Genomic DNA, 20,851 nt, shown 5'->3' with positions numbered 1-20,851 from the left:
CCGCGCCGGGGCCGGCCGCCCCCCCGGGGCCCCCCCCCCAGCCCCCCCCCCCCACCCCCGGCCGGGCCGTGCTATGCGGCTGCCCGGAAAAACCCCCCCGCCCGGCGTTTGAGGGCACGGGCGCGGAGCGCACGTATCGGGGTCTGGGGCGGAGCCCCAGGGAACGGCGGAAGGGCGGGTAGGGGACCCAGCCCCGCGCAGCGGCGACCCGCACCGGCCGGACCCGCCGCTCAGGTCGAGCCGAGGGTTCGAAGGGCGCGGGTGGCGATCTCCCGGCCGATCGGGAGCGAAGCGGTCGCGGCCGGCGACGGGGCGTTCAGGACGTGGATCGTGCGCGGCGCCTCCCGGATCAGGAAGTCGTCCACGAGGGTCCCGTCCCGCAGGACGGCCTGGGCCCGCACCCCCGCGTCGGCGGGCCGCAGATCCTCCGGCCGGACCGCCGGCAGCAGCCGCCGTACGGCCTGGGTGAAGGCCCGCTTCGACAGCGAGCGGTGGATCTCGCCCGCCCCGTACCGCCAGTGCCGCGCGGCCATCCGCCAGGATCCCGGCCAGGCCAGCTCGGTGGCCACGTCCCGCGGCCGGATCACGGACCAGCCGTAGCCCTCGCGCGCCAGCGCCGGCACCGCGTTGGGGCCGACGTGGACGCCGCCGCCGATGCCCCGGGTGAGGTGGACGCCGAGGAAGGGGAACGCCGGGTCGGGGACCGGGTAGACCAGCCCCCGGACCAGGTCGGGGCGGGCCAGGTCGTAGTACTCGCCGCGGAAGGGGATGATCCGCATCCCGGGGTCGTCCCCGGCCAGCCGGGCGATGCGGTCGCACTGGAGCCCCGCGCAGTTCACCAGCACCCGGGCCCGGACCACCAGGCCGGACGTGGTGCGCACCGCCACCGCCGACGGGCGGCGCGAGATCAGGTCCACCGCGCCGCCGTAGACGATCTCCGCGCCCGAGGACTCCGCCAGCTGGGCGGTGACCCGGCCGTAGTCCGCGATCCCGGTGCTGCCGACGTGGATCGCGGCGAGGCCCCGCACCTCCGGCTCGTACTCGGTGATCTGCGCCGGGCCGAGCTCGCGCACCGGGATGCCGTTCTCCCGGCCCCGCTGGACCAGCGCGTGCAGCCGCGGCAGCTCCTCGCGCTCCGTGGCGACGATCAGCTTGCCCGTCACCTCGTGCGGGATCCCGTGCTCCGCGCAGAACTTGACCATCTCGGCGGCGCCGCTCACCGCGAAGCGCGCCTTCAGCGATCCCGGGCGGTAGTAGATCCCGCTGTGGATCACCCCGCTGTTGCGGCCCGTCTGGTGCCGCGCCGGACCGTCCTCCTTCTCCAGGACGACCACCCGGGTCCCCGGAGCCAGGCGCGACAAGGCATGCGCCGTCGCCAGGCCGACGATCCCGCCGCCGATCACCAGCACATCGCAGTCCACGCCACCGCCCACGCCGACACCTCCCACCCCTGCATACTGCACCCCGCCACCGACAACGCGGCCACGCGGCCCCCGGAAGACAGGCCCTACGCCTGCGCCACCAGCAGCGGCCGGGCCCGCTCGCGCAGCTCCGCCACGCGCGGCTCGTCCCCGTACGGTTCCAGCCGGTGCAGCAGGTCCCGTACGTATTCGGTCGTCCGCGCCGAGGAGATCCGGCCCGCGACCTCCACCGCCCGGGTACCGGCCGCGCACGCCGCGTCCAGGTTGCCCGACTCCAGCTCGGCGACCGCGCTCACCACCAGCCGCAGCCCGTGCGACCGTACGTACTCCTCGGTGGGTCGCGACAGGGCCTGCTCGGTGAAGCGCCGCACCTGCCGCGGGAGTTTGAGGTCGCGGTAGCATTCCGCCGCGTCCGCCGCGAAGCGGTCGTACGAGTAGAAACCGAGCCAGGTCGGATCCGGATCGCCCTCGCGCGCCCGCTCCAGCCAGCCCTCCGCCGCCCGCAGGGCCGCCCCGGCGGCCGCGGAATCGCCGGCCTTGGCGTGGGCCCGCGCCTCGACGAGCCGGAAGAAGCTCATCGTGCGGGCGGTGGCCAGGCCGCGGTTGCGCTCGACGGCCGCCTGCGCGAGGTCCACGCCCTCGTCCGGGAAGTCGCGGTAGGTCGCCTGGAGGGACATCGACGCCAGGACGTAGCCGCCGAGCGGTACGTCCGCGGCGGCGCGGGCCAGCCGCAGCGCCTGGATGTAGTAGCGCTGGGCCGCCTCCTGCTGGCCGGTGTCGAAGGCCATCCACCCGGCGAGCCTGGTCAGTTCGGCCGTCGCCCCGAACAACGCGCGGCCCACCTCGTCGGAGTAGGAGCCGAGCAGAAGGGGCGCCGCGTCCACCCGCAGGCACTCGGGCACCATCGACGAACGCCAGTCCCCGCCCCCGTACTTGGAGTCCCAACGGCGGGCGTCCTCGGCGGCCTCGCGCAGCTTCGCCACATCGCTGTGGCCCACGCGCTGCCCGTGGTCGCGGGGCGTTTCGGGTCCGGGCTGGGCGGGCACAACGCTGGACGGCGGAGCCGTACGGCCTCCCGCCCGGGCCGCTACGGGTACTGACACCGGTGTGCGGGGTTCCTGGGCGGGCGCCCCGTGCGGCGGGACCTCGTGAGCCGAGGGGGTCTGAGCAGGGATGCCGTGTGCCGGGAGGTCATCGTCCGAGGCCCCATGGGCCGGTACACCAGTGCCCGTGACGCTGCCGCCCGGCACGCCACGGCCCGGTACGCCGCTGCCGGCAGGCGTACTACTGCCAGACGTACCACTGCCCGGCACGCCACTGCCGGGCACACGATTGGCCGGGGCGCCGTGCGGCGCGGGGGCGGCCGGTTCGCGCGCCACCGAGCCGTCGGCGGGAGATATCAGCCAGCGCGAGGCGGGCGTCGCGTACGCCGCCACCGAGAAGGAACCGGCCAGCGACTGCCAGATCCCGCCACCGCCGCGTCGGCCGGCGAGGTCGAGCCGGTACAGGTCCGTGGCCGACCGCACCGCCGCGCCCACGTCGCGCGGGAAGGCCAGACCGACCTCGGGCGCGGGGTCCGCGTCCGCCAGCCCGATCTCGTGCAGCGGCACCGGCCGCCCCAGCTTCGCGCCGATGGCGGCCGCGATCAGGTGCGGGGCGGCACCCTGCGGCACCATCCCCTTCGACACCCATCGGGCCACCGACGTCTTGTCGTACCGAAGCGTCAGACCGCGCTGCGCGCCGAGGTCGTTGACCCGCCGGGCCAGCCCCGCGTTGCTGATGCCCGCGAGGGCGAGGACGGCGCCGAGCTTCTCATTGGGCTCGCGGAGCTCCCTGGACATGCGCCACCCCTCGTCACACGCGGAACGCAGACGCCGCCGGGGCATAGGCGCCCGGCATTTCGTAAACCCAGCGTAGTTCCCCGCCTCCCAAGCGTTAAGGCCCCTACTTCCGTATGGCGGGATTGTTGTCCGTTTGCACAGTCCGGCCCGGGCCCGTACCCGGGGCGCACGTGTCATCGCGTGCTCCGTCCGTGTGGCCGTGCGCCCGGCCGTGCGCTCTGGCCGGTCGGGGGGCCCGGCGATTCGATGTGCGGTGCGTGGGTCGGCCCGCTGCGCGGATCGGGCGGGTCGGGGGATGCCGCTGCCTCAATCCCCGCGGGTGGCGGAACGGTCCGGGGGGTGCGTTCCGCCTCCCGGACCGCGCCCGCGCACCGCGGGCCGACCCCGTGTGACGGCTCTCAGGACGGCCGAAGAATGGCCGAAACCGACCTATGGGGCGGGGGGAACGGAACGCCAAATACCGCGTGACGGGGGCGTGTTCGTTCGCATGTGCGCCCCCTTTAACCACTCTCGCACGCCTGTCCCGTGGCAGCATGGACCCGAGCCATCCGGGGTCCCGCCGGCCGCGCCCTCAGCGCCGACCGTGCTGCCCGTGCCCCGGTCATGTGCCCACAGGCTGGGGAGGCGGCGGTGCGCTGGTTGGTGGGTTGGAGCAGTATCGCCGCGAGCTTCGGCACGGCCGGCCGCGTCTCGGGACACCGCCAGAGACAAGGCTCCGGCCAGGGCGGATACGGCCAGGGCGGATACGGCGACAGCGGCCACGGCGGCGCCCCCCTGCACGGCGGCATCGCGGACGCCCACCCCGGCGACCCCGGCGCGGACGCCGAGCGCACCGTCCACCCCGTGGGCGCCCAGCTGCTCTGGGGAGACCCCGACCCCCTCTGGGCCGTCGGCGACTGGCGCCCCGACGAGATCCGGACCCTCACCGCCGACCCCGCGGACCCCTTCACCCGGCTCGCCGTCCTCGGCTGCTGCGGCGCCACCGACGCCGAGTTGAGGAGGGCGCTCTACGCCGCCCGCGGCGGGGCGCTGCGCCACCTCACCCAGTGGTCCGGCAGCTACACCGCCGTCGTCCAGGCCGGCCGCCGCATCACCGTCGTCGGCGACCTCGCGGGCGCACGCCCCGTCTTCTACACCCCCTGGGCCAGCGGAACGGCCTACGCCACCGCCGCCCTCCCGCTCGCCGACCTCATCGAGGCGCAGCTCGACATCGGCCATCTCGCCGCCCTGCTGGCCTGTCCCGACAGCCCGGAGGCACTGGGCGACGGCACACCGTACGCCGGTGTCCGCCGCATCCCGCCCGGCCACGCGCTCATCCTGCGCGAGGGCTCCCGGGAGATCACCGGCTACGAGCCGGTCGCCTCCCTGGCGGTGGCCGCCCCCGAGGCCGATCCCGCCCGGGCGGTGGAGGGCGTACGGGAAGCGTTGGTGGATGCCGTGCGCGCCCGGCTCACGGCTCCGCGGCATGCCCCCGACGCGATGCCGCCGTACGATCCCGGCCCCGTGCCCGGCATGGGCCCCGCCGACCGGCGCGCGGCCCGCGGCGCCCCGGCCCCGGGGGTCGGCGCCGACCTCTCAGGCGGCAGCGCCTCCGCGACCCTCGCCCTGCTGGCGGCCGGTCTGCCGGGGGCCCCGGGCACCCTGCTGAGCCCCGCCGGGGCGCGCCTGCTGGCGGTCACCTTCAACGACCTGGCCACCCCGCAGGGCAGGGAGGCCGAACTGGAGAGAGCCCGGGCGATCGCGGCCGACCCGCGCCTGCACCACGTCGTGGTCGCCGCCGCCGAGGAGGCCCTCCCGTACGCGGAGCTCGACGGCCCGCTCACCGACGAGCCGGGCCCCTCGCTGGTCTTCGCCGCCCGCGAGCGGCGCAGGCTGGCCGCCGGCTCGGCGGACCACTTCACCGGCCACGGCGCCCGCCAGGTCCTGGACGCGCACCCGGCCCGCATGGCCGACCTCCTGATGGACCGCCGACGCCGCCACCTGCTGCGCCCGGTGGCGGCCCTGGCCCGGTCGGCCTCCGCTTCCGGGGCGGCCTCCGGGGAGTCCCTGCTGGTGCCGCTCACGGTGTACTCCGCGGCCCGCAGACTTTCCCGTACGACGTACCGCGCGGGTATGGAGGCCGCCGCGGCCCGGCTCCGCGAGGGCGGGGTCACCGAGCGCGCTTCCGGTCCGGTGGACGCTTCCCTCGCCGCCCTGACCTGGTCGCGGCCCGGCCCGGCGGCGGGCTGGCTGACGGGGGAGGCGCTGGCGGAAGTATCGATCCGCCTCTCGGCCGCCGCCGGCCGGCCCCCGCTGTCGCTGAGGCCCGGCGAGGCCCGCGCCCGGTCGGTGCTCGCCCGGCACGCCGCCGACCACCGGGTCTTCGAGCAGGCCGTGGAGGTCCGCAGCCAGCGGCTGCACGCGCCCTTCCTCGACAACCAGGTCGTCCGGGCCGCCCGGGCCCTGCCCGAATCCCTGCGCGTCCAGCCCGGGGCCCGGGCCGCGATCCTGCGCAGCGTCCTGAACTCGGCCGGCGTGCGCGAACTCCCGCCCGGCTGGGGCGCCCCGGCCCACGTCCCGAACGAGACGGCCACCCGGCTGGGGCTGCGTGCCGCCCTCACCGAGCTGCTGGACCTCTTCGACTCGCCGCTGCTCGCGGACGCCGGGCTGATCGAGGCCCGGGTGGTGCGCCAGGCCCTGCTCGACGCGGCGGACGGCCGCCCGGTCCCGTTGGACGGGCTGGCGGAGCTCGTCTCGATGGAGCTGTGGCTGCGCCGCCTGCTGGCCCGCCGCGGCACCTGCTGGACCGGTACCTCCACCGCGCGTCGGCGGGCGGTGCCGGAGGGGGTCCCCGTACACCGCCCGGCCCTGTCCTGAGCGGGCGAGCTTCTTACGCCCCGAGCACCAGGGCGGTCGCGACGGCCGGGCCGAAGGCGCCGCCGAGCTGGTAGCAGAGGGCGAACAGGCCGATGGCCGTGGGCCGCTGGGCCTCGGGGGCGGCCGAGGCGGCGTGCATCGACAGGACGGCGTTGGACCCGGTGGCGGCGAACACCGCGCCCAGGGTGGCGGTCAGCAGCAGCGGGCCCCAGCCGGCGAACGCCGCGGTCGCCACGGCCAGCGCGCCGATCCCGGTCAGCACCGTGCGTACGGCCGTCCGGCTCATGCGAGTCGAGGCCGCGGCCAGCAGCCACGACAGCGCCGACCCGGTCAGCAGGGCCACGAGCTGCCCGGCCCCGGCCGCGCCGCGGTCCCAGCCGGCCCGGTCGGACAGCAGCCGCGGCACCGCGAACAGCAGGGTGAAGTACGAGCCCGACAGCACCAGCGCCAGCAGCGCCGATCCGAGGAACACCGGCTTGCGCAGCAGGGCGAGCGGCACGAAGCCGTCGGGGCGCCGCCGTACGTGCAGGGCCAGGGCGACCGCGGCGACGACCGCGGAGCCCAGGGCGGCGGCGGGGGAGTGGGGCAGCAGGACCAGGGCCGTGGCCAGCACGGTCAGCAGGGCGGCGCCGCGTCCGTCGAACCGGCCCTGGGCGGGCGCGGGTCGCGTCGCGTAGCGGCTCACCACCGGGATCGCGAGGACCGCGACCACCGACACCGAGAGCGAGAGCCGCCACGACACGGCCTGCGCGAGCTGGACGCCGAGGAGCGGGCCGGCCGCGCCGAGCATCCCGAAGCCCGCGCTGATGACGCCCATGCGGCGGGCCGAACCGGCCAGGCTCATCGCGGCCGCGACGAGGCCGGCCCCGCCCGCCGCCTGCGCGGCCCGCCCGAGCAGGGTCAGCGGCAGCCACGGGGAGGCCGCGACGAGGAGGGTGCCGAGCAGCAGGAGGGCGCCGCTCAGGCGGAGGGCCGGGCGCAGACCGCGGCGGCGGAGCAGCCCGGCCAGCAGGGGGGTGCCGACGGCCATGGCCCAGGCGAAGGAGGCGACGAGCCAGGCGGCGGTGGAGGTGGCCACCCCGAGGGAGCGGGCCATGTCGGGAAGGATCAGGACGGGGGCGTTGGCGCCGGCGGCCACCGGGGTGGCGAGCAGGGCCAGCCAGAAGACGGGGACGGTGGCCCGGCCCGCGGCGGCGTCCGCCGCGGTCGTGCTCGTGCCGGCGGTCGTGTTCGTGCTCGTGCCGGTGGTCGTGCTCGTGGACGCGGTCGTACGCGTGGTTGCGCGCGCCCTCGTGGTCGCGGTCCTGCTCATGGTGTGCCCGCCCCGATCCATCTCAAGGTTCAGAATCTCAACGTTGAGATAAAAACACCCCAGTCCTCTCAACGTCAAGTGTCTCAACGTTGAGATATCCTGGCCGTGGCGCGGCGAGGCGAGTACGGAAGCGAAAGAGGACACGGCATGAGCGACGCAGTGGACGCGATCATCGGCCAGTGGGAGACGGAGCGCCCCGACCTGACGGAAGGCCTGTGGGCCGTCGAGGTACTGGCCCGCATCCAGCGCATGAACAGGATCATCGAGAAGCAGCTCAAGGCCTTCGCGGCCGAACGCGACCTGGAGGTGGGCGAGGTCGACATCCTCTTCACCCTCCGCCGCTCGGGCCCCCCGTACGCGCTCACCGCCGGCGCCCTCATCCCCGCCGCCATGGTGACCTCCGGCGCGATCACCAACCGCATCGACCGCATGGAGGCCAAGGGCCTGGTCGAACGGGTGCGCGACGGCCAGGACCGCCGCTCGGTCCGGATCCGGCTGACCGAGCACAGCCTCAAGGTCACCGAGGCGCTGATGGCCGACCACCTGCGCCAGTACGCGGATCTCCTCGCCCCGCTCGACCCCGCCACCTGCACCACGGTCGCGGGCGCCCTGCGCACCCTCCTCGAAGCCAACGGCGACACCTCGATCACCTGAGCCGCCGGTGCTGTGGGCCGGGCGCCCCGAAATCCGCTGCCGCCCCCGGGCGGACCGGGCAGAATTGGCAGGTGCGGTATCTGATCCTCGGCGTCACCGAGGCACGCGACGAGACCGGCGCCCCCCTCCCGATAGGCGGCGCCCGCCTGCGCGCACTCCTCGCCGCCCTCGCCCTGCACGCCGGCGGCCCGGCCTCCGTCGCCGTCCTGGTCGACGAGGTCTGGGGCGACGACCCGCCCCTCGACGCCCCCGCCGCCCTCCAGGCCCTGGTCGCCCGGCTCCGCCGCGCCCTCGGCGGCCGGGACACCGTCCGCGCCGACCCCGCCGGCGGCTACCGCCTCGCCGCCGACCGCGACGACATCGACCTGCACCGCTTCACCCGGCTGGCCGCCCGCGGCGCCCAAGAGCTGGCCGCCGACCCCGCGGCCGCCGCCCGCACCCTGCGCACCGCCCTCGCCCTGTGGCGCGGACCGGCCCTCGCCGACCTGCCCGAGCCCGGCCGCGCCGCCCACGCCGCCGCCCCCGAGGCCCGCCGCGCCGCCGCCCTCCGCGACCGCATCCAGGCCGACCTGCGCAGCGGCGCCACCGCCCCGGCCGCACTCCTGCCCGAGCTCGAAGCGCTGATCCACGAGAACCCGTACGACGAACCGCTGCGCGCCCAGCACCTCCGCGCCCTGCGCGCCGCGGGCCGCACCGCCGACGCCCTCGCCGCCTACGAGCGCACCCGACGCACCCTCGCCGACGCCCTCGGCACCGACCCGGGCCCCGAACTCCGCGCCCTGCACGCCGAACTCCTCGCCCCGGCCCCCGCCCCGGGCCTCGCACCGCCCCGCGACCAGCCTGCGCAGCCGCCGCACCGGGAGCCGCACCCGCACCTGAACGGCACGACCCCCCAACTGAACGGCACGACCCCCCAACCCCCGCCGGAGGCGCGCGGCAACCTACGCCCCCGCCTCACCTCCTTCGTCGGCCGCGAGCCCGAACTGGCCGCCCTCCACGACGACCTGGCCCGCCTGCGCCTCATCACCCTCACCGGTCCCGGCGGTTCCGGAAAGACCCGCCTCGCCGAGCACGCGGCCACCGACCACCCCGAAGCCGGCTGGATCGTCGAGCTGGCCCGCCTCGACCATCCCGCCGCCGTCCCCGGGGCGGTCCTCAGCGCCCTCGGGCTGCGCGAGAACTCCCTGGTGGCCCGCGAGAACACCGCCGCCGCCGTGGACCCCGCCACCCAGCTCGTCGAGCACTGCGCGCACCGCAGCCTGCTGCTCGTCCTCGACAACTGCGAGCACGTCATCGGCGCCGCCGCCGAGCTCGCCGAGCTCCTCCTCACCCGCTGCCCCGGCGTACGGATCCTGGCCACCAGCCGCGAACCCCTCGGCGTCCCCGGCGAGAGCGTCCGCCCCGTCGAGCCGCTGCCGCCCGACCCCGCCCACCGCCTCTTCGCCGACCGCGGCGCATCGGCCCGCCCCGGCTTCACCCCCGAGGAGGACCCGGCCGCCGTCGCCGAGATCTGCGCCCGCCTCGACGGCCTGCCGCTCGCCATCGAGCTGGCCGCCGCCCGGCTGCGGCTGCTCACCCCGCGCCAGATCGCCGACCGCCTCGACGACCGCTTCCGCCTCCTGACCAGCGGCTCCCGTACGGTCCTGCCCCGCCAGCAGACCCTGCGCGCCGTCGTCGACTGGTCCTGGGACCTCCTCGACGAGCCCGAACGCATGGTCCTGCGCCGGCTGTCCGTCTTCGCCGGCGGCTGCGACCTCGCCGCCGCCGAAGCCGTCTGCCCGGACCCCTCGTACGAGGTCGCCGACGTCCTCGGCTCCCTCGTCGACAAATCCCTCGTCCTGGCCGAACCGGCCCCGGAACCCGACGCCGCCGACGGCATGCGCTACCGCATGCTGGAAACCATCCACGAGTACGCCGCCGAGCGAGCCGCCGCCGACCCCGCGGACCGGGCCGCCACCGCCCGCCGCCACACCGCCCACTTCCTGGCCCTCGCCGAGCACGCGGAACCCCTCCTGCGCTCCGCCGCCCAGCTCCCCTGGATCCGGCGCATCGAGACCGAGCTCGACAACCTCCGCGCCGCCCTGCACCACGCCGCCGTCGAGGAGGGCGACACCGATACCGCCCAGCGGTTCGCCTTCGCCCTCGGCTGGTTCTGGTGGCTGCGCAACTACCGTGCCGAAGGCGCGGAATGGACCGCCCGGATCCTCGCCGCCACCTCCGCCGAACCGCCCGAGGGCACGCCCGCGTACTGGCGCTTCATGCGCCTCCACGTCCTCAACGTCTTCCTGCTCGCCGAGAGCAACTCCGGCGCGGCCTTCCGCACCCCCGAGTACCGGGCGCTCGCCGCCCGCATCGAGGAGGCCTTCCGGCACGGCTCCCCGGAGACCACCCGCTTCCCCGCGATGCTCTGGCCCGCGACGGCCTTCCTGACCGGCGACGCCCTCGCCTTCCACGCCAACCTCGACCTGGCGGTCGCCAACTGCCGCCGCCACGCCGGTGACTGGGAGCTCGGCGTCACGCTCATGCTCCGCACCCACGTGGCCATCGACATCGCGGGCGGCCTCCCCACCGTCGACGAGGACCTCGCCGAGCTCCGCGAGATCGCCCGCCGGGTCGGCGACCGCTGGACCCGCGCCCAGGTCGCGAGCGCCGCGGGCGAGATAGGACTCTCCCGCGGCCGGTACGACGGGGCTCGCGCCGAGTACGAGGAATGCCTGCGCCTGGCCCGCGAGGTCGGGGCGCACAGCGAGGCGCCGTTCGCGATCGCCCGCATCGCGGAGACCGCCTACTGCACCGGGGACCTCGACGACGCCGAGCGGCTGATCGCGGAGGCGGATGCCGAGGCGGACCTGTACGGCATCGTCGACGTCCGCGGGTTCAACCGGATGCTGTCGGCGCAGGTCGACATCCGCCGCGGCGACTTCGATCGGGCCCGCACCGCGTACGACGAGGCCCGGGCGGTCACGGAGCAGTTCCTGGTGCCTCCCCAGCTGACCGCCGGCCTGGACAACCTCGAAGCCGTCCTCGTCGCCCACGCGGACGGGCCGGAGGCGGGGCTCGCCCTGATCGGGCCCGCCCTCGCCGCCGCCGTCGAGGCACACTGCGCCGAGCGGGTCCTGGCCGGGCTCGCCGAGACCGCCGCCCGGCTGCTGGCCGACGCCGACCGGCCGGCCGAAGCCGTACGGGTCCTCGCCGCGGCCACCGCCTGGCGCGCGGGCCATCCCCGCTCGGCTCCCGAGCAGGCCGCCGTGGAGGGGCTCCCGGCCCGCACCCGCGCGCTGCTGGGCCGGGCCGGCCACGCCCGGGAGGAGGCCGCAGGCGCCGCGCTGGGTCCGGCCGACCTCGCGGCGACGCTCACCGGCAGCTGATCACGGGCAGGCGATCACCGGCAGGCGATCACCGGCAGCTGATCACCGAGTCGGCCCAGCTCGCGAGCGTCGGCAGGCGGCCCTGCCCGGCCCGCTCCACCACCAGCCGCAGCGTCTCCCGCCCGGAAAGGGAGACGTTCACGGCCACCGGCGGATCCCCGTACCCGAGAGCGGCGGACTGCCACAGCCGCTGCCCGTCGGCGTACACGGAGAACCGCACCGCGCCGTCGGTCCACAGCGACAGGCCGTCCACCCCGGCCTTCGCGGAGAAGGCGGTGCACTGCCGGTTCAGGGTGATCTCCACGGAGGAACGGGAGTTCACCGTGATGCCGTTCCCGAACCGCCGGTCGCCCACCTCCAGCCCCCAGCGCTGCCACACCCAGCTGCTGCGCCAGGTCTGCAGCTCCGGCCCGCTGTGGTCCCCGTACGCGGAGTGGCCGAGCCGGGCCAGCTGGAAGCCCTGCGGCGGCTTCGGCGGAGGCGGCGGGGTGGGCTTCGGCGAGGGCTTGACCGGAGACGGGCTGGGCGGCGGCGAGGGCTTCTCGCGACTCGGCGATGGCGCGGGAGACGCGGACGCGGAGGGGGCCGGCGGAGCATCGGGGGCGGGCCTCGACGGAGTCCCGTCCGGCCGCGGCGCTACGGGGCCCCGCGCGGGCGGCGGTTCCTCCCCCGGCGGGCTCGGCTCCGGCGTCGGCGGGGCGGGAGCCTCCGGCACCACCGGCGCCGCCGCACTGGGGGCGGGCTTCGCCCGGGCCTGCGGCTCGGTGTCGTCCCCGGCCAGCGCGAACACCACCCCGGCGGCCGCGGCGACCGCGATCCCGGCGGCGATGGCGGCCTTGGCCGGCAGCCCAAGCCCCTCGGACAGCACGGCACCCCCGGCGCCCGACCCGGCCCCACCGGCAGCACCCGCCCCGGCAGCACCACCAGCCGCACCACCGGCCGCGCCACCCGCGGCTCCGGCCCCCGCGGCTCCGGCCCCCGCGGTCGACCCGCCGGCGGCCGCCGCGGCGACCCCGGCCCCACCCGCGGCGACGGCCCCGCCGGCCACCACCCCGGCCGCCTTGGCCGCGTACCCGGCAGCGAACCACCCGATGACCGCGACCGGAAGCAGCGCGGGAATGCCCGCGTTGACGTCCTTGAGCTCCCCGGCGGCCACCCGGCACTTCGCGCACTCCTCCAGGTGCTTGCGCAGCCCCCGCTCCGCCCGCATCCGCAGCCCGCCGCGCGCATAGGCGCCCAGCCGGTCCGCGTACCGCGCGCAGTCGCCGCCCTCACTCAGCGCCGAACTCACATGGGCTTGCAGATACGCCTGCTTGAGCCCCTCGCGGGCACGACTGGCCAGCACCGCCGTCGCATTGGGGCTCAGCCCGAACAGCGGCGCGATCGCGCTCGGAGAGGCCTCCTCGACGGTGGTGTGCCACAGCACCGCCTGCCACCGCTCGGGCAGGCTCCGGAAGGCCTGCATCGCGAGGGACTGCTCGGCCTCGTGCATCGCCCGGACGTCCGCGCCCAGTTCGAGCGTGTCGTCCCCGGACAGGCCGGACAGCCCGCCGCCACCCTCCGTACCCGTGGCCGCCTGCTCCGCGAACACGGCGAAGTCCTCGACGAGATGCTCCCGCCTGGCGGTCTTCGCCCAGGCCGCGGCGACCCTGCGCACGGTGGTGAGCAGATAGGCCCGCACCGACTGGTCCGGCCCCGCCCCGCCCCGTACCGCCTGGAGCGTGCGCGCGAACACCTCGGCGGTCAGGTCGTCGGCGGTGTGCCCGTCCCGGCAGCAGGTCCGGGCGTAGCGCCGTACGGCATCGGCGTGACGGCGGAACAGCTCCTCATACGCCCCGTCGTCACCGCCGCGCATCCGGGCGACCAAGTCACCGTCGGACGGCGGGAGATCAATCCCGGTGCCGCCGGGGCCTGCGGCGTGCCGCCCGCCCGGCTCGCGCTGGGCCGGCACCTGGCGGGCGGGCAGGCTGCCCGCCTCGACCTCGCCGCCGACGTTCCCGAGTGACTCTTCCCGCCCGTCAACGCCCATCGCGGCAGCCCCCGCACGACACACTCAACCGGTCCACCGATCAAGCGTGTCACACGGCGGGCGCACGCCGAACCCGTCTGCATACCTTCCACTCATCCGGGCACAATTCGACGAATCGCCGTACTGACGAACGGACGAACCGCCGCGACCGCCCCGGTGATCACGAAGGCGATCACCGGTGCGGTCACACCGCATCAGACGGGCGATGCAGACGGCCGACTCGGACAGCCGATCACGCCGTCCGGGAGCGCAGCCCTTCGAGCAGGATGTCGAGCAGCCGCGTCGAAGCAGCCGCCTGCTGCGCCGGGTCGGGCAGCGCGGGCGCCGCCGTCGCTATCACCAGCAGCACATCGGCCACCGTGACGTCCGTACGCAGTTCACCGGCCTCCCGGGCGCGGTCCACCAGCCGTCCGACGACCTCCAGCAGCGCACCCGCGCCGGCGTCGTCCGAGGGCTCGTCCTCGATCGGGGCCCGCGAGCCCACGACACGCAGCTCGGGAGGCGCGCCCGCCGTGACGGCCTGGCGCTGGTGCGGAACCCGCGCCGCCTCGGCCTCCTCGACGCCGTCCTCGCTCGCCGAACCCACCCGGAGCACCTGCGGCGGCAGCAGCCGCCCGGCACCCGAGGCCACGGAGGTGCGCAGGAAGCGCGACAGTGCCTGCCACGGCTCCTCCTCCTGGCCCAGCGCGGTCCTGGCCTGCTCGGTCAGCCGGGCGGTCTCCTCCTCGGCTATCCGTCGGACCAGCACGTCCTTGCTCGGGAACCGCCGGTACACGGTCCCGACGCCGACCCGCGCACGCCGCGCGACGTCCTCCATCGGAGCCCCGTAGCCCAGCTCGCCGAAGACCTCGCGGGCCGCTCGCAGGACGTGCTCCAGATTGCGCTGTGCGTCGACGCGCAGCGGCGTGGACCTGCCCACGCCGTGCGTGGTGCCGCCCGCGATACCGCGGCCGTTGTTCTCGACCGAGAGCGCGGTCGCAGAGCCATGGAAATCGGAAATGTTCATATGTTTCCCCCGGTAATCATTTGTCTCCCCCCGGAGACACTCCCCGCCTTCGCGTCGAGGGGGGCCACGGTCAGCTCGGCCCGGTTCTACTCCTCGACGAGATACGAACATAGTTGAGCCAGAGTCAATTCAGAAGAGGCAGCCCCGGACGGAGCACCGCCCGATCGGAGCATTCACCCCCACTTTTCCGTTCCGTGCTCTCGGAATGTCTCATTCCGCACCCTCTGACCTGCGGATTTCCACCCCCACCCAAGGTCCGCTTCCACCCTGCCCCACCCCTACCTCCGGTCACACAATTTGTCGGGCCTGTGGACAAACTCCCGGCCACGTTGCGTCATGGGGTGGTGAAGGCTGCTAACTCCCGGGGCACGGCCCCCGGTACCCCGCCCCGCACGCGCATCCTGGTCGTCGGCGGCGGCTACGTCGGCATGTACACGGCGCTCCGGCTCCAGCGAAAGCTGAGATCCGACGAGGCCGAGGTCACGGTGGTCAGCCCCGAGCCCTACATGACGTACCAGCCCTTCCTCCCCGAAGCAGCCGCGGGCTCGATCTCCCCCCGCCACGTGGTCGTCCCGCTGCGCCGCGTCCTCGGCAAGTGCCGCATCGTCATCGGCGAGGCCCAGCGCATCGACCACGCCAAGCGCACCGCGACCGTCTCCACCCTCGCCACCGCCGAGGAGGGCGCCGGCCCGCAGGAAATCGAGTATGACGAACTCGTCCTCGCCCCCGGGTCCATCTCCCGCGCCCTCCCCGTCCCGGGACTCGCGGACTACGCCATCGGGTTCAAGACGGTCGAAGAGGCCATCGGCCTGCGCAACCACGTCATCGAACAGATGGACATCGCCTCCTCCACCCGCGACCCCGCCATCCGCGACGCCGCCCTCACCTTCGTCTTCGTCGGCGGCGGATACGCGGGCGTCGAAGCCCTCGGCGAGCTGGAGGACATGGCCCGCTACGCCGCGCGGTACTACCACAACATCAAGCCCGAGGACATGAAGTGGGTCCTGGTCGAGGCCAGCGACCGGATCCTCCCCGAGGTCGGCCCCGAGATGGGCGTCTACACGATCCGCGAACTGCGCCGCCGCAACATCGACGTCCGCCTCGAAACCCGGCTGGAATCCTGCGAGAACCGCGTCGCCGTCCTCAGCGACGGCGCCCGCTTCCCCACCCGCACCGTCGTCTGGACGGCCGGCGTCAAACCGCACCCGATCCTGGCCGCCACCGACCTGCCCAAGAACGAACGCGGCCGCCTCGCCTGCACCTCCTTCCTCACCGTCGAGGGAGTCGAGCACGCGTGGGCCGCCGGTGACGCCGCCGCCGTACCCGACATCACGGCCCCCGAACCGGGCCGCGAATGCGCCCCCAACGCCCAGCACGCCCTCCGCCAGGCCAAGGTCCTCGCCGACAACCTCGTCCACGCCCTGCGCGACGAGGTCCTCACCGAGTACGCCCACAAGTACGCGGGCTCCGTCGCCTCCCTCGGCCTCCACAAGGGCGTCGCACACATCTACGGCCGCAAGCTCAAGGGCTACCCCGCCTGGTTCATGCACCGCGCCTACCACCTCAGCCGCGTCCCCACCTTCAACCGCAAGATGCGGGTCCTCGCCGAATGGACCCTCTCGGGCCTCTTCAAACGCGAGATCGTCTCCCTGGGTTCGCTCGAACACCCCAGGGCAGAATTCGAACTGGCCGCAGGTGGCGGCCACAAGGCCCCTCCACCGAACCCCGCCCCCAACCCCCCGCAGGACAGCCAGGGCTGACGCTGTCAGTGCGGTCGGCCACACTGGACGTGTGACCATAGGTGGGCTCACACCTGCACAGAGTCACATCGTCCCGTCAGCGACCGCTACTGGGGGCACCTCCCGGCAGCAGCCGGGGGAGATACAGCGACCACTTGCGACACCACGAGGCTTGAACGCAGTGAACTTCACGCGCTGGAGCGCCCGGTTTCCCGGAACGCAGCGCCGCGCCGCCGCCCGGTCCGAACACGCCGCCGCCGCCCAGGCCAAGCGGGGTGAAGGCTCCGTCCCGGCAGCCCGCGGCGGCCGCGCCGACCCCGGAACCGACCGGTCCGCGCCCCCCGCGGACGGCCGCCCGGCCGACCCCACGGTCTCCGGCACCGGCACCACCCCGGCCACCGCGACCGGCAGCGGAAGCGGCAGCGGCGACGGCGACGGAACCACCACCGGAACCGCCACCACCCCGCGGACGGGCGTCCTCGCCGCGGTGCCCTCCCTCGACGAGCTCTCCGTACGCGAGGTCCTCGACCGGCTCCCCGCCCTGGTCGCCCTCGTCCACGGCCCCGAGCACCGCGTCGCCTACGTCAACGACGCCTACACCGCGGGCTTCGGCGCCCGCACCCCCGGCGCACCCGCCCACGAGGCCCTCCCCGAACTCGGCGACCTCGGCCTGCTCCCGCTCCTCGACCAGGTCCAGCGCAGCGGCAAGCCCCGCACCGCCAAGAACCGCACCGCACCGGGCGGCACCAGCTCGTACACCGTCACCTGCACCCCGGTCGAATTCCCCAAGACCGACACCGAGAACGACCCGGACCCCCACCACGCCGGGATCCTGATCCACCTCGCCGACGTCACCGACCACGCCGAAGCCGTCGAGCGGCTCCGCGCCAGCGAGCGCCGCCAGCGCGAGGCCGCCGTCACCCTCCAGCGCTCCCTCCTCCCCCAGGAGCTCGAACAGCCCGACGACCTGCGCGTCGCCGCCACCTACCAGCCCGGCGGCACCGAAGCCGCCGTCGGCGGCGACTGGTACGACGTGATCACCCTCGGCGCCGGCCGCACCGCCCTCGTCATCGGCGACGTCATGGGCCGCGGGGTCCGCGCCGCCGCCGTCATGGGCCAGCTCCGCACGGCCGTGCGCGCGTACGCCCGCTTGGACCTGCCGCCCCACGAGGTCCTGCAGCTCCTCGACGGGCTCGCCGCCGAGATCGACGCCAGCCAGATCGCCACCTGCGTCTACGCCGTCCACGACCCCAACGAGGGCCTGCTCGCCTACGCCTCCGCCGGCCACCTCCCGATCCTCGTCCGCGACGAGGACGGCACCGTACGCAGAGCCGCCGACCCCACCGGCCCGCCGCTCGGCACCGGCGGCTGGCTCCACACCTCGGGCACCATCGCGCTCGGCCCCGGCTCCACCGCCGTCCTCTACACCGACGGCCTGGTCGAACGCCGAGGCGAGGACATCGACGAGGGCGTCGCCGCCCTGGAACGCGCCCTCTCCGGCGCCCAGGGCACCCCGGCCGTCATCTGCGACCGCCTGATGCGCGCCCTCGGCGTGGACGCCGACCACGACGACGACGTCGCCGTGATGGTCCTCCAGCAGCCCGCCCGCACCGGCGCGGACGCCGAGCTCTTCCACAACGCCGCCCTGGAACTCCTCGGCGGCATCGAGGCGGCCCCGCGCGCCCGCGCCTTCGCCCAGGGCGTCCTCGCCTCCTGGCGCTTCCCGGTCGAGCTGTGCGACCTCGGCGTCCTGGCCGCGAGCGAGCTCGTCGCCAACTCCCTCCAGCACGGCACCCCGCCCATGCGGCTGCGCCTGCGCCGCACCGACCGCCGCCTGATCATCGAGGTCACCGACGGCGACGACCACCTCCCGCGCCGCCGCCGCGCCGAACCGGCCGACGAAACCGGCCGCGGCATCTCGATCGTCGCCACCATCGCCTCGTCCTGGGGCTCCCGCCGCACCCCGGGCGGTGGCAAGGCCGTCTGGTGCGAGTTCGCCCTGCCGGACAAGTAGCGGACACGCCGAAGGCCCCGGTCCACAGGACCGGGGCCTCCTCATATATCCGTATATATCCGTACGACTCACACGGCCACAGGCTTGGTGACCTCGACCTCGACCTTTGCGGCGACCGCAGGCCCCTGCGCCACGACCCGGCTCACCAGCGACGGGTTGTCCTGCACCGGGCTCAGCTGCTTGCCGAGCCGCAGCGCCAGCCCGGCGATCCCGAGCGACACGAGCACGAACACCCCGATGTAGAGCATCGGAATCCCCGCACCCAGCGGCACACCCAGCGGCCCGAGCGCCAGCGCCATCTGCTTGACCAGCGCGAAGGCCGAGTTGTACTGGCCCACGGAACCCTCCGGAGCCAGGTCGGCCACCAGCGGCGCCAGCGTCGGCGACAGCATGGCCTCGCCGATGCCGAAGAGCGCGTACGTGGTGATGAACGCGGCGGCGGCCATCATCGCGCTGCCGTGCCCCAGCCCCGAGAACCCGGCGATGACCCACGCCACGGTCCAGATCAGACCGACCAGCGCGATGACCCGCGACCGGCGCCGCTTCTCGACGAGCCGCAGCACGACGAACTGCGCGATGACGATCGCACCGGTGTTGGCGGCCAGCGCGAATCCGAGCGTGGACGGCGAGATTCCGGCGGCCTCGGTGCCGAAGGCGGCCAGACCCGACTCGAACTGTCCGTAGCAGGCGAAGAACAGCACGAAGCCCAGGACGCACAGCTGCACCATGGCCTTGTGCCGGAGCAGCCGCTTCCAGCCGCTGCCGCCCGCCTCGGACGGGTCCTTCTGCGGCATGGCGTCCTTGAGACCCGCCACCTGCGGCATCCGCACGGTGGCGATGACCCCAGCCAGCACCAGGAACATCACGGCCTCGATGCCGAACAGCAGGGTGAAGCTGCCGGGCCGGCTCTCGTCGACGATCTGGCCGCCGATGAGGCCGCCGATGCCCAGTCCCAGGTTCTGCATGAAGAACTGCATGGCGAAGGACCGCGTCCGGGTCGCCGGCGTGGAGCACCACACGATCATCGTCGCGAGCGCCGGCTGCATCACGGCCTGCCCGGCGCCCAGCGCCAGGGCGGACAGCAGGATGGGCACGATGCCGGTGGAGAGCCCGAGCGAGAGCGCGCCCACCGACGCGGCGACGGCCGCACCGATGACCACGGGGACCGGACCACGTCGGTCGATGACCCGACCGGTGAGGGGCAGCGCGACAAGAGCGCCCAGGGCGAACGCCACGAACGCGCTCGTGGCGGCCATGGAGCCCAGACCTCGCACCTGCGCCACATAGATGTAGAGGAACGGAACCGTGAAACCTATGCCGAACGCGGTCAGCGCGTTGCCGGCCTGGATCCGCCGCATCGCAGCGCCCATCACCTTGGTCACTTCTCACCTGCCTTTGAGAGCCGAAGACTGAAGACTTCAGAACTTCATACCTAAACTTCGATCCTTAACTCTACACATCGAAGGAGTTAGACGCCAACGGGTCCGTGCCATACTTCGACCCATGGGTGACACCCCCGACGGCACTACGCCCGTCCACGAGCCGAGCCTCGATGAGCAGATCGCCGTCTACCAGCGCGAGTTCCAGGACCTCGACCCCCAGGTCGAGAAGGTGGTCTCGGCCCTCAGCCGCCTGAACCGCCGCATGAACGTCGCGTACGGGCGCCAGACCGCGGCCCTGGGCATCAGCAACGCCGAGTGGGAGGTCCTCAAGGCCCTCGTCATCTCGGGAGCCCCGTACCGGATGGGCCCGAGCGAGCTCGCGAAGCAGCTGGGCCTCACGCCGGCGGCGATGACCCACCGGATCGACCGCATGACGGCGGAAGGACTGGTCACCCGCGAGCGGGACGAGTCCAACCGGGTCCGCGTGATCGTGGAGCTCACGGACGAGGGCCGCAGCAAGTGGCTCGACGCGATGCGCGCGGCCACGGTCTTCGAGGAGGACCTCCTCCAGGACCTCTCCACGGCGGAGCGCGGGGCACTGGGCGACATGCTCACGCGGTTGCTGGACCGCGTGGAGGACCTCCAGTCCCCCAGCTGACGGCCCGTGACCACCGGAGTTGACACACCGGCCACGGATCCGTAAGGTTCTTCGAGTTGTCCCAGAGCCGGAAGGTTTTGGCGACAACGAATCCCGCCGCCTCGTTGCGGCACCCAACTCTGCACGATCTCCCACTGGGAACGAATTCGGCGTGCCCGAATTCATTTCCGAAGGCCGATTATGAATCGCCAGGGAAATCCACTAGAGTTCAGGGAGTCGGAAGGGCCCAACAGCCCGGAAGACAAACCCCGCTGACTGGGGGTCAGGCCCGAAAGAGTCTGATAGAGTCGGAAACGCAAGAACAGAACGAAAGCCCGGAGGAAAGCCCGAGAGGGTGAGTACAAAGGAAGCGTCCGTTCCTTGAGAACTCAACAGCGTGCCAAAAATCAACGCCAGAAGTTGATACCCCGTCCACTTCGGTGGATGAGGTTCCTTTGAAAAAGTCCTGTCGGGCCTTCGGGCACTGGCAGGCAACTAACACAGCGAGGACGTTGTGGCGCGTCGGTCTTATTCCGACATGACGTGCCCGCTCTAAGTGATGTGTGCACCCGATTACGGGTAAACATTCATG

Annotated in this window: 12 protein-coding genes; 6 read left to right on the top strand and 6 right to left on the bottom strand. The window is 74.2% G+C overall.

The genetic code is table 11. From position 1 onward, the window contains the following. Positions 1 to 230: 230 nt before the first annotated feature. Together lhgO and ACFWBN_RS00055 are read right to left on the bottom strand one after the other, a co-directional pair. Positions 231 to 1,463: an L-2-hydroxyglutarate oxidase gene (lhgO, locus tag ACFWBN_RS00060; protein WP_385168047.1), complete on the bottom strand. Its 1,233-nt coding sequence runs from the start codon at positions 1,461 to 1,463 to the stop codon at positions 231 to 233. A 44-nt stretch (positions 1,464 to 1,507) separates the two neighbouring features. After that, positions 1,508 to 3,262: a sporulation protein gene (locus tag ACFWBN_RS00055; RefSeq protein ID WP_385168044.1), complete on the bottom strand. Its 1,755-nt coding sequence runs from the start codon at positions 3,260 to 3,262 to the stop codon at positions 1,508 to 1,510. 630 nt (positions 3,263 to 3,892) lie between these two features. Between ACFWBN_RS00055 and ACFWBN_RS00050 the strand changes: the two genes are divergently transcribed. Next, on the top strand, positions 3,893 to 6,118 hold the full coding sequence (locus tag ACFWBN_RS00050) for an asparagine synthase-related protein (RefSeq protein ID WP_385168042.1): 2,226 nt from the start codon (positions 3,893 to 3,895) through the stop codon (positions 6,116 to 6,118). Between the two features lie 13 nt (positions 6,119 to 6,131). Here ACFWBN_RS00050 and ACFWBN_RS00045 read toward each other — a convergent pair whose 3' ends face one another. Beyond that, positions 6,132 to 7,430, bottom strand: a complete 1,299-nt coding sequence (locus tag ACFWBN_RS00045) for an MFS transporter (RefSeq protein ID WP_385168039.1) — start codon at positions 7,428 to 7,430, stop codon at positions 6,132 to 6,134. A gap of 147 nt (positions 7,431 to 7,577) precedes the next feature. Here ACFWBN_RS00045 and ACFWBN_RS00040 point away from each other — a divergent pair, with 147 nt between their 5' ends. Together ACFWBN_RS00040 and ACFWBN_RS00035 are read left to right on the top strand one after the other, a co-directional pair. Beyond that, positions 7,578 to 8,084 (top strand): MarR family winged helix-turn-helix transcriptional regulator, encoded by a 507-nt coding sequence (locus ACFWBN_RS00040; RefSeq protein ID WP_385168036.1) that lies wholly within the window; start codon positions 7,578 to 7,580, stop codon positions 8,082 to 8,084. A 71-nt stretch (positions 8,085 to 8,155) separates the two neighbouring features. Then, complete coding sequence (locus ACFWBN_RS00035) at positions 8,156 to 11,452, top strand: BTAD domain-containing putative transcriptional regulator (protein ID WP_385168033.1); 3,297 nt, start codon at positions 8,156 to 8,158, stop codon at positions 11,450 to 11,452. 28 nt (positions 11,453 to 11,480) lie between these two features. Here ACFWBN_RS00035 and ACFWBN_RS00030 read toward each other — a convergent pair whose 3' ends face one another. Together ACFWBN_RS00030 and ACFWBN_RS00025 are read right to left on the bottom strand one after the other, a co-directional pair. Then, positions 11,481 to 13,481, bottom strand: coding sequence for a sigma-70 family RNA polymerase sigma factor (locus ACFWBN_RS00030; RefSeq protein ID WP_385168030.1), 2,001 nt, complete (start codon positions 13,479 to 13,481; stop codon positions 11,481 to 11,483). A gap of 232 nt (positions 13,482 to 13,713) precedes the next feature. Next, positions 13,714 to 14,487: a TetR/AcrR family transcriptional regulator gene (locus ACFWBN_RS00025; RefSeq protein ID WP_385168027.1), complete on the bottom strand. Its 774-nt coding sequence runs from the start codon at positions 14,485 to 14,487 to the stop codon at positions 13,714 to 13,716. 341 nt (positions 14,488 to 14,828) lie between these two features. Between ACFWBN_RS00025 and ACFWBN_RS00020 the strand changes: the two genes are divergently transcribed. Together ACFWBN_RS00020 and ACFWBN_RS00015 are read left to right on the top strand one after the other, a co-directional pair. Further along, on the top strand, positions 14,829 to 16,247 hold the full coding sequence (locus tag ACFWBN_RS00020) for an NAD(P)/FAD-dependent oxidoreductase (protein WP_385168025.1): 1,419 nt from the start codon (positions 14,829 to 14,831) through the stop codon (positions 16,245 to 16,247). Between the two features lie 160 nt (positions 16,248 to 16,407). Continuing rightward, a complete protein-coding gene (locus ACFWBN_RS00015) occupies positions 16,408 to 18,240 on the top strand; it encodes a SpoIIE family protein phosphatase (RefSeq protein WP_385168889.1) in 1,833 nt (610 codons plus the stop codon). 68 nt (positions 18,241 to 18,308) lie between these two features. Here ACFWBN_RS00015 and ACFWBN_RS00010 read toward each other — a convergent pair whose 3' ends face one another. Then, positions 18,309 to 19,610: an MFS transporter gene (locus tag ACFWBN_RS00010; protein ID WP_385168886.1), complete on the bottom strand. Its 1,302-nt coding sequence runs from the start codon at positions 19,608 to 19,610 to the stop codon at positions 18,309 to 18,311. A 133-nt stretch (positions 19,611 to 19,743) separates the two neighbouring features. On the opposite strand from ACFWBN_RS00010, the gene ACFWBN_RS00005 reads away from it, so the two are divergent. After that, on the top strand, positions 19,744 to 20,280 hold the full coding sequence (locus ACFWBN_RS00005; RefSeq protein WP_385168022.1) for a MarR family winged helix-turn-helix transcriptional regulator: 537 nt from the start codon (positions 19,744 to 19,746) through the stop codon (positions 20,278 to 20,280). The last annotated feature ends 571 nt before the right edge of the window (positions 20,281 to 20,851 follow it).

The organism is Streptomyces sp. NPDC059989 (assembly GCF_042736975.1).
In the GTDB taxonomy this organism is placed as follows: domain Bacteria; phylum Actinomycetota; class Actinomycetes; order Streptomycetales; family Streptomycetaceae; genus Streptomyces.
The sequence above is the reverse complement of the archived record's forward strand: the minus strand, read 5'-3'. Positions and strand labels throughout refer to the sequence as shown.

Bases quoted from the DNA above. Each gene is read 5' to 3' on its own strand.
- ACFWBN_RS00055 (WP_385168044.1), bottom strand. From the start codon at position 3,262: ATGTCCAGGGAGCTCCGCGAGCCCAATGAGAAGCTCGGCGCCGTCCTC.
- ACFWBN_RS00045 (WP_385168039.1), bottom strand. From the start codon at position 7,430: ATGAGCAGGACCGCGACCACGAGGGCGCGCGCAACCACGCGTACGACC.
- ACFWBN_RS00040 (WP_385168036.1), top strand. From the start codon at position 7,578: ATGAGCGACGCAGTGGACGCGATCATCGGCCAGTGGGAGACGGAGCGC.
- ACFWBN_RS00030 (WP_385168030.1), bottom strand. From the start codon at position 13,481: ATGGGCGTTGACGGGCGGGAAGAGTCACTCGGGAACGTCGGCGGCGAG.
- ACFWBN_RS00025 (WP_385168027.1), bottom strand. From the start codon at position 14,487: ATGAACATTTCCGATTTCCATGGCTCTGCGACCGCGCTCTCGGTCGAG.
- ACFWBN_RS00010 (WP_385168886.1), bottom strand. From the start codon at position 19,610: ATGGGCGCTGCGATGCGGCGGATCCAGGCCGGCAACGCGCTGACCGCG.
- ACFWBN_RS00005 (WP_385168022.1), top strand. From the start codon at position 19,744: ATGGGTGACACCCCCGACGGCACTACGCCCGTCCACGAGCCGAGCCTC.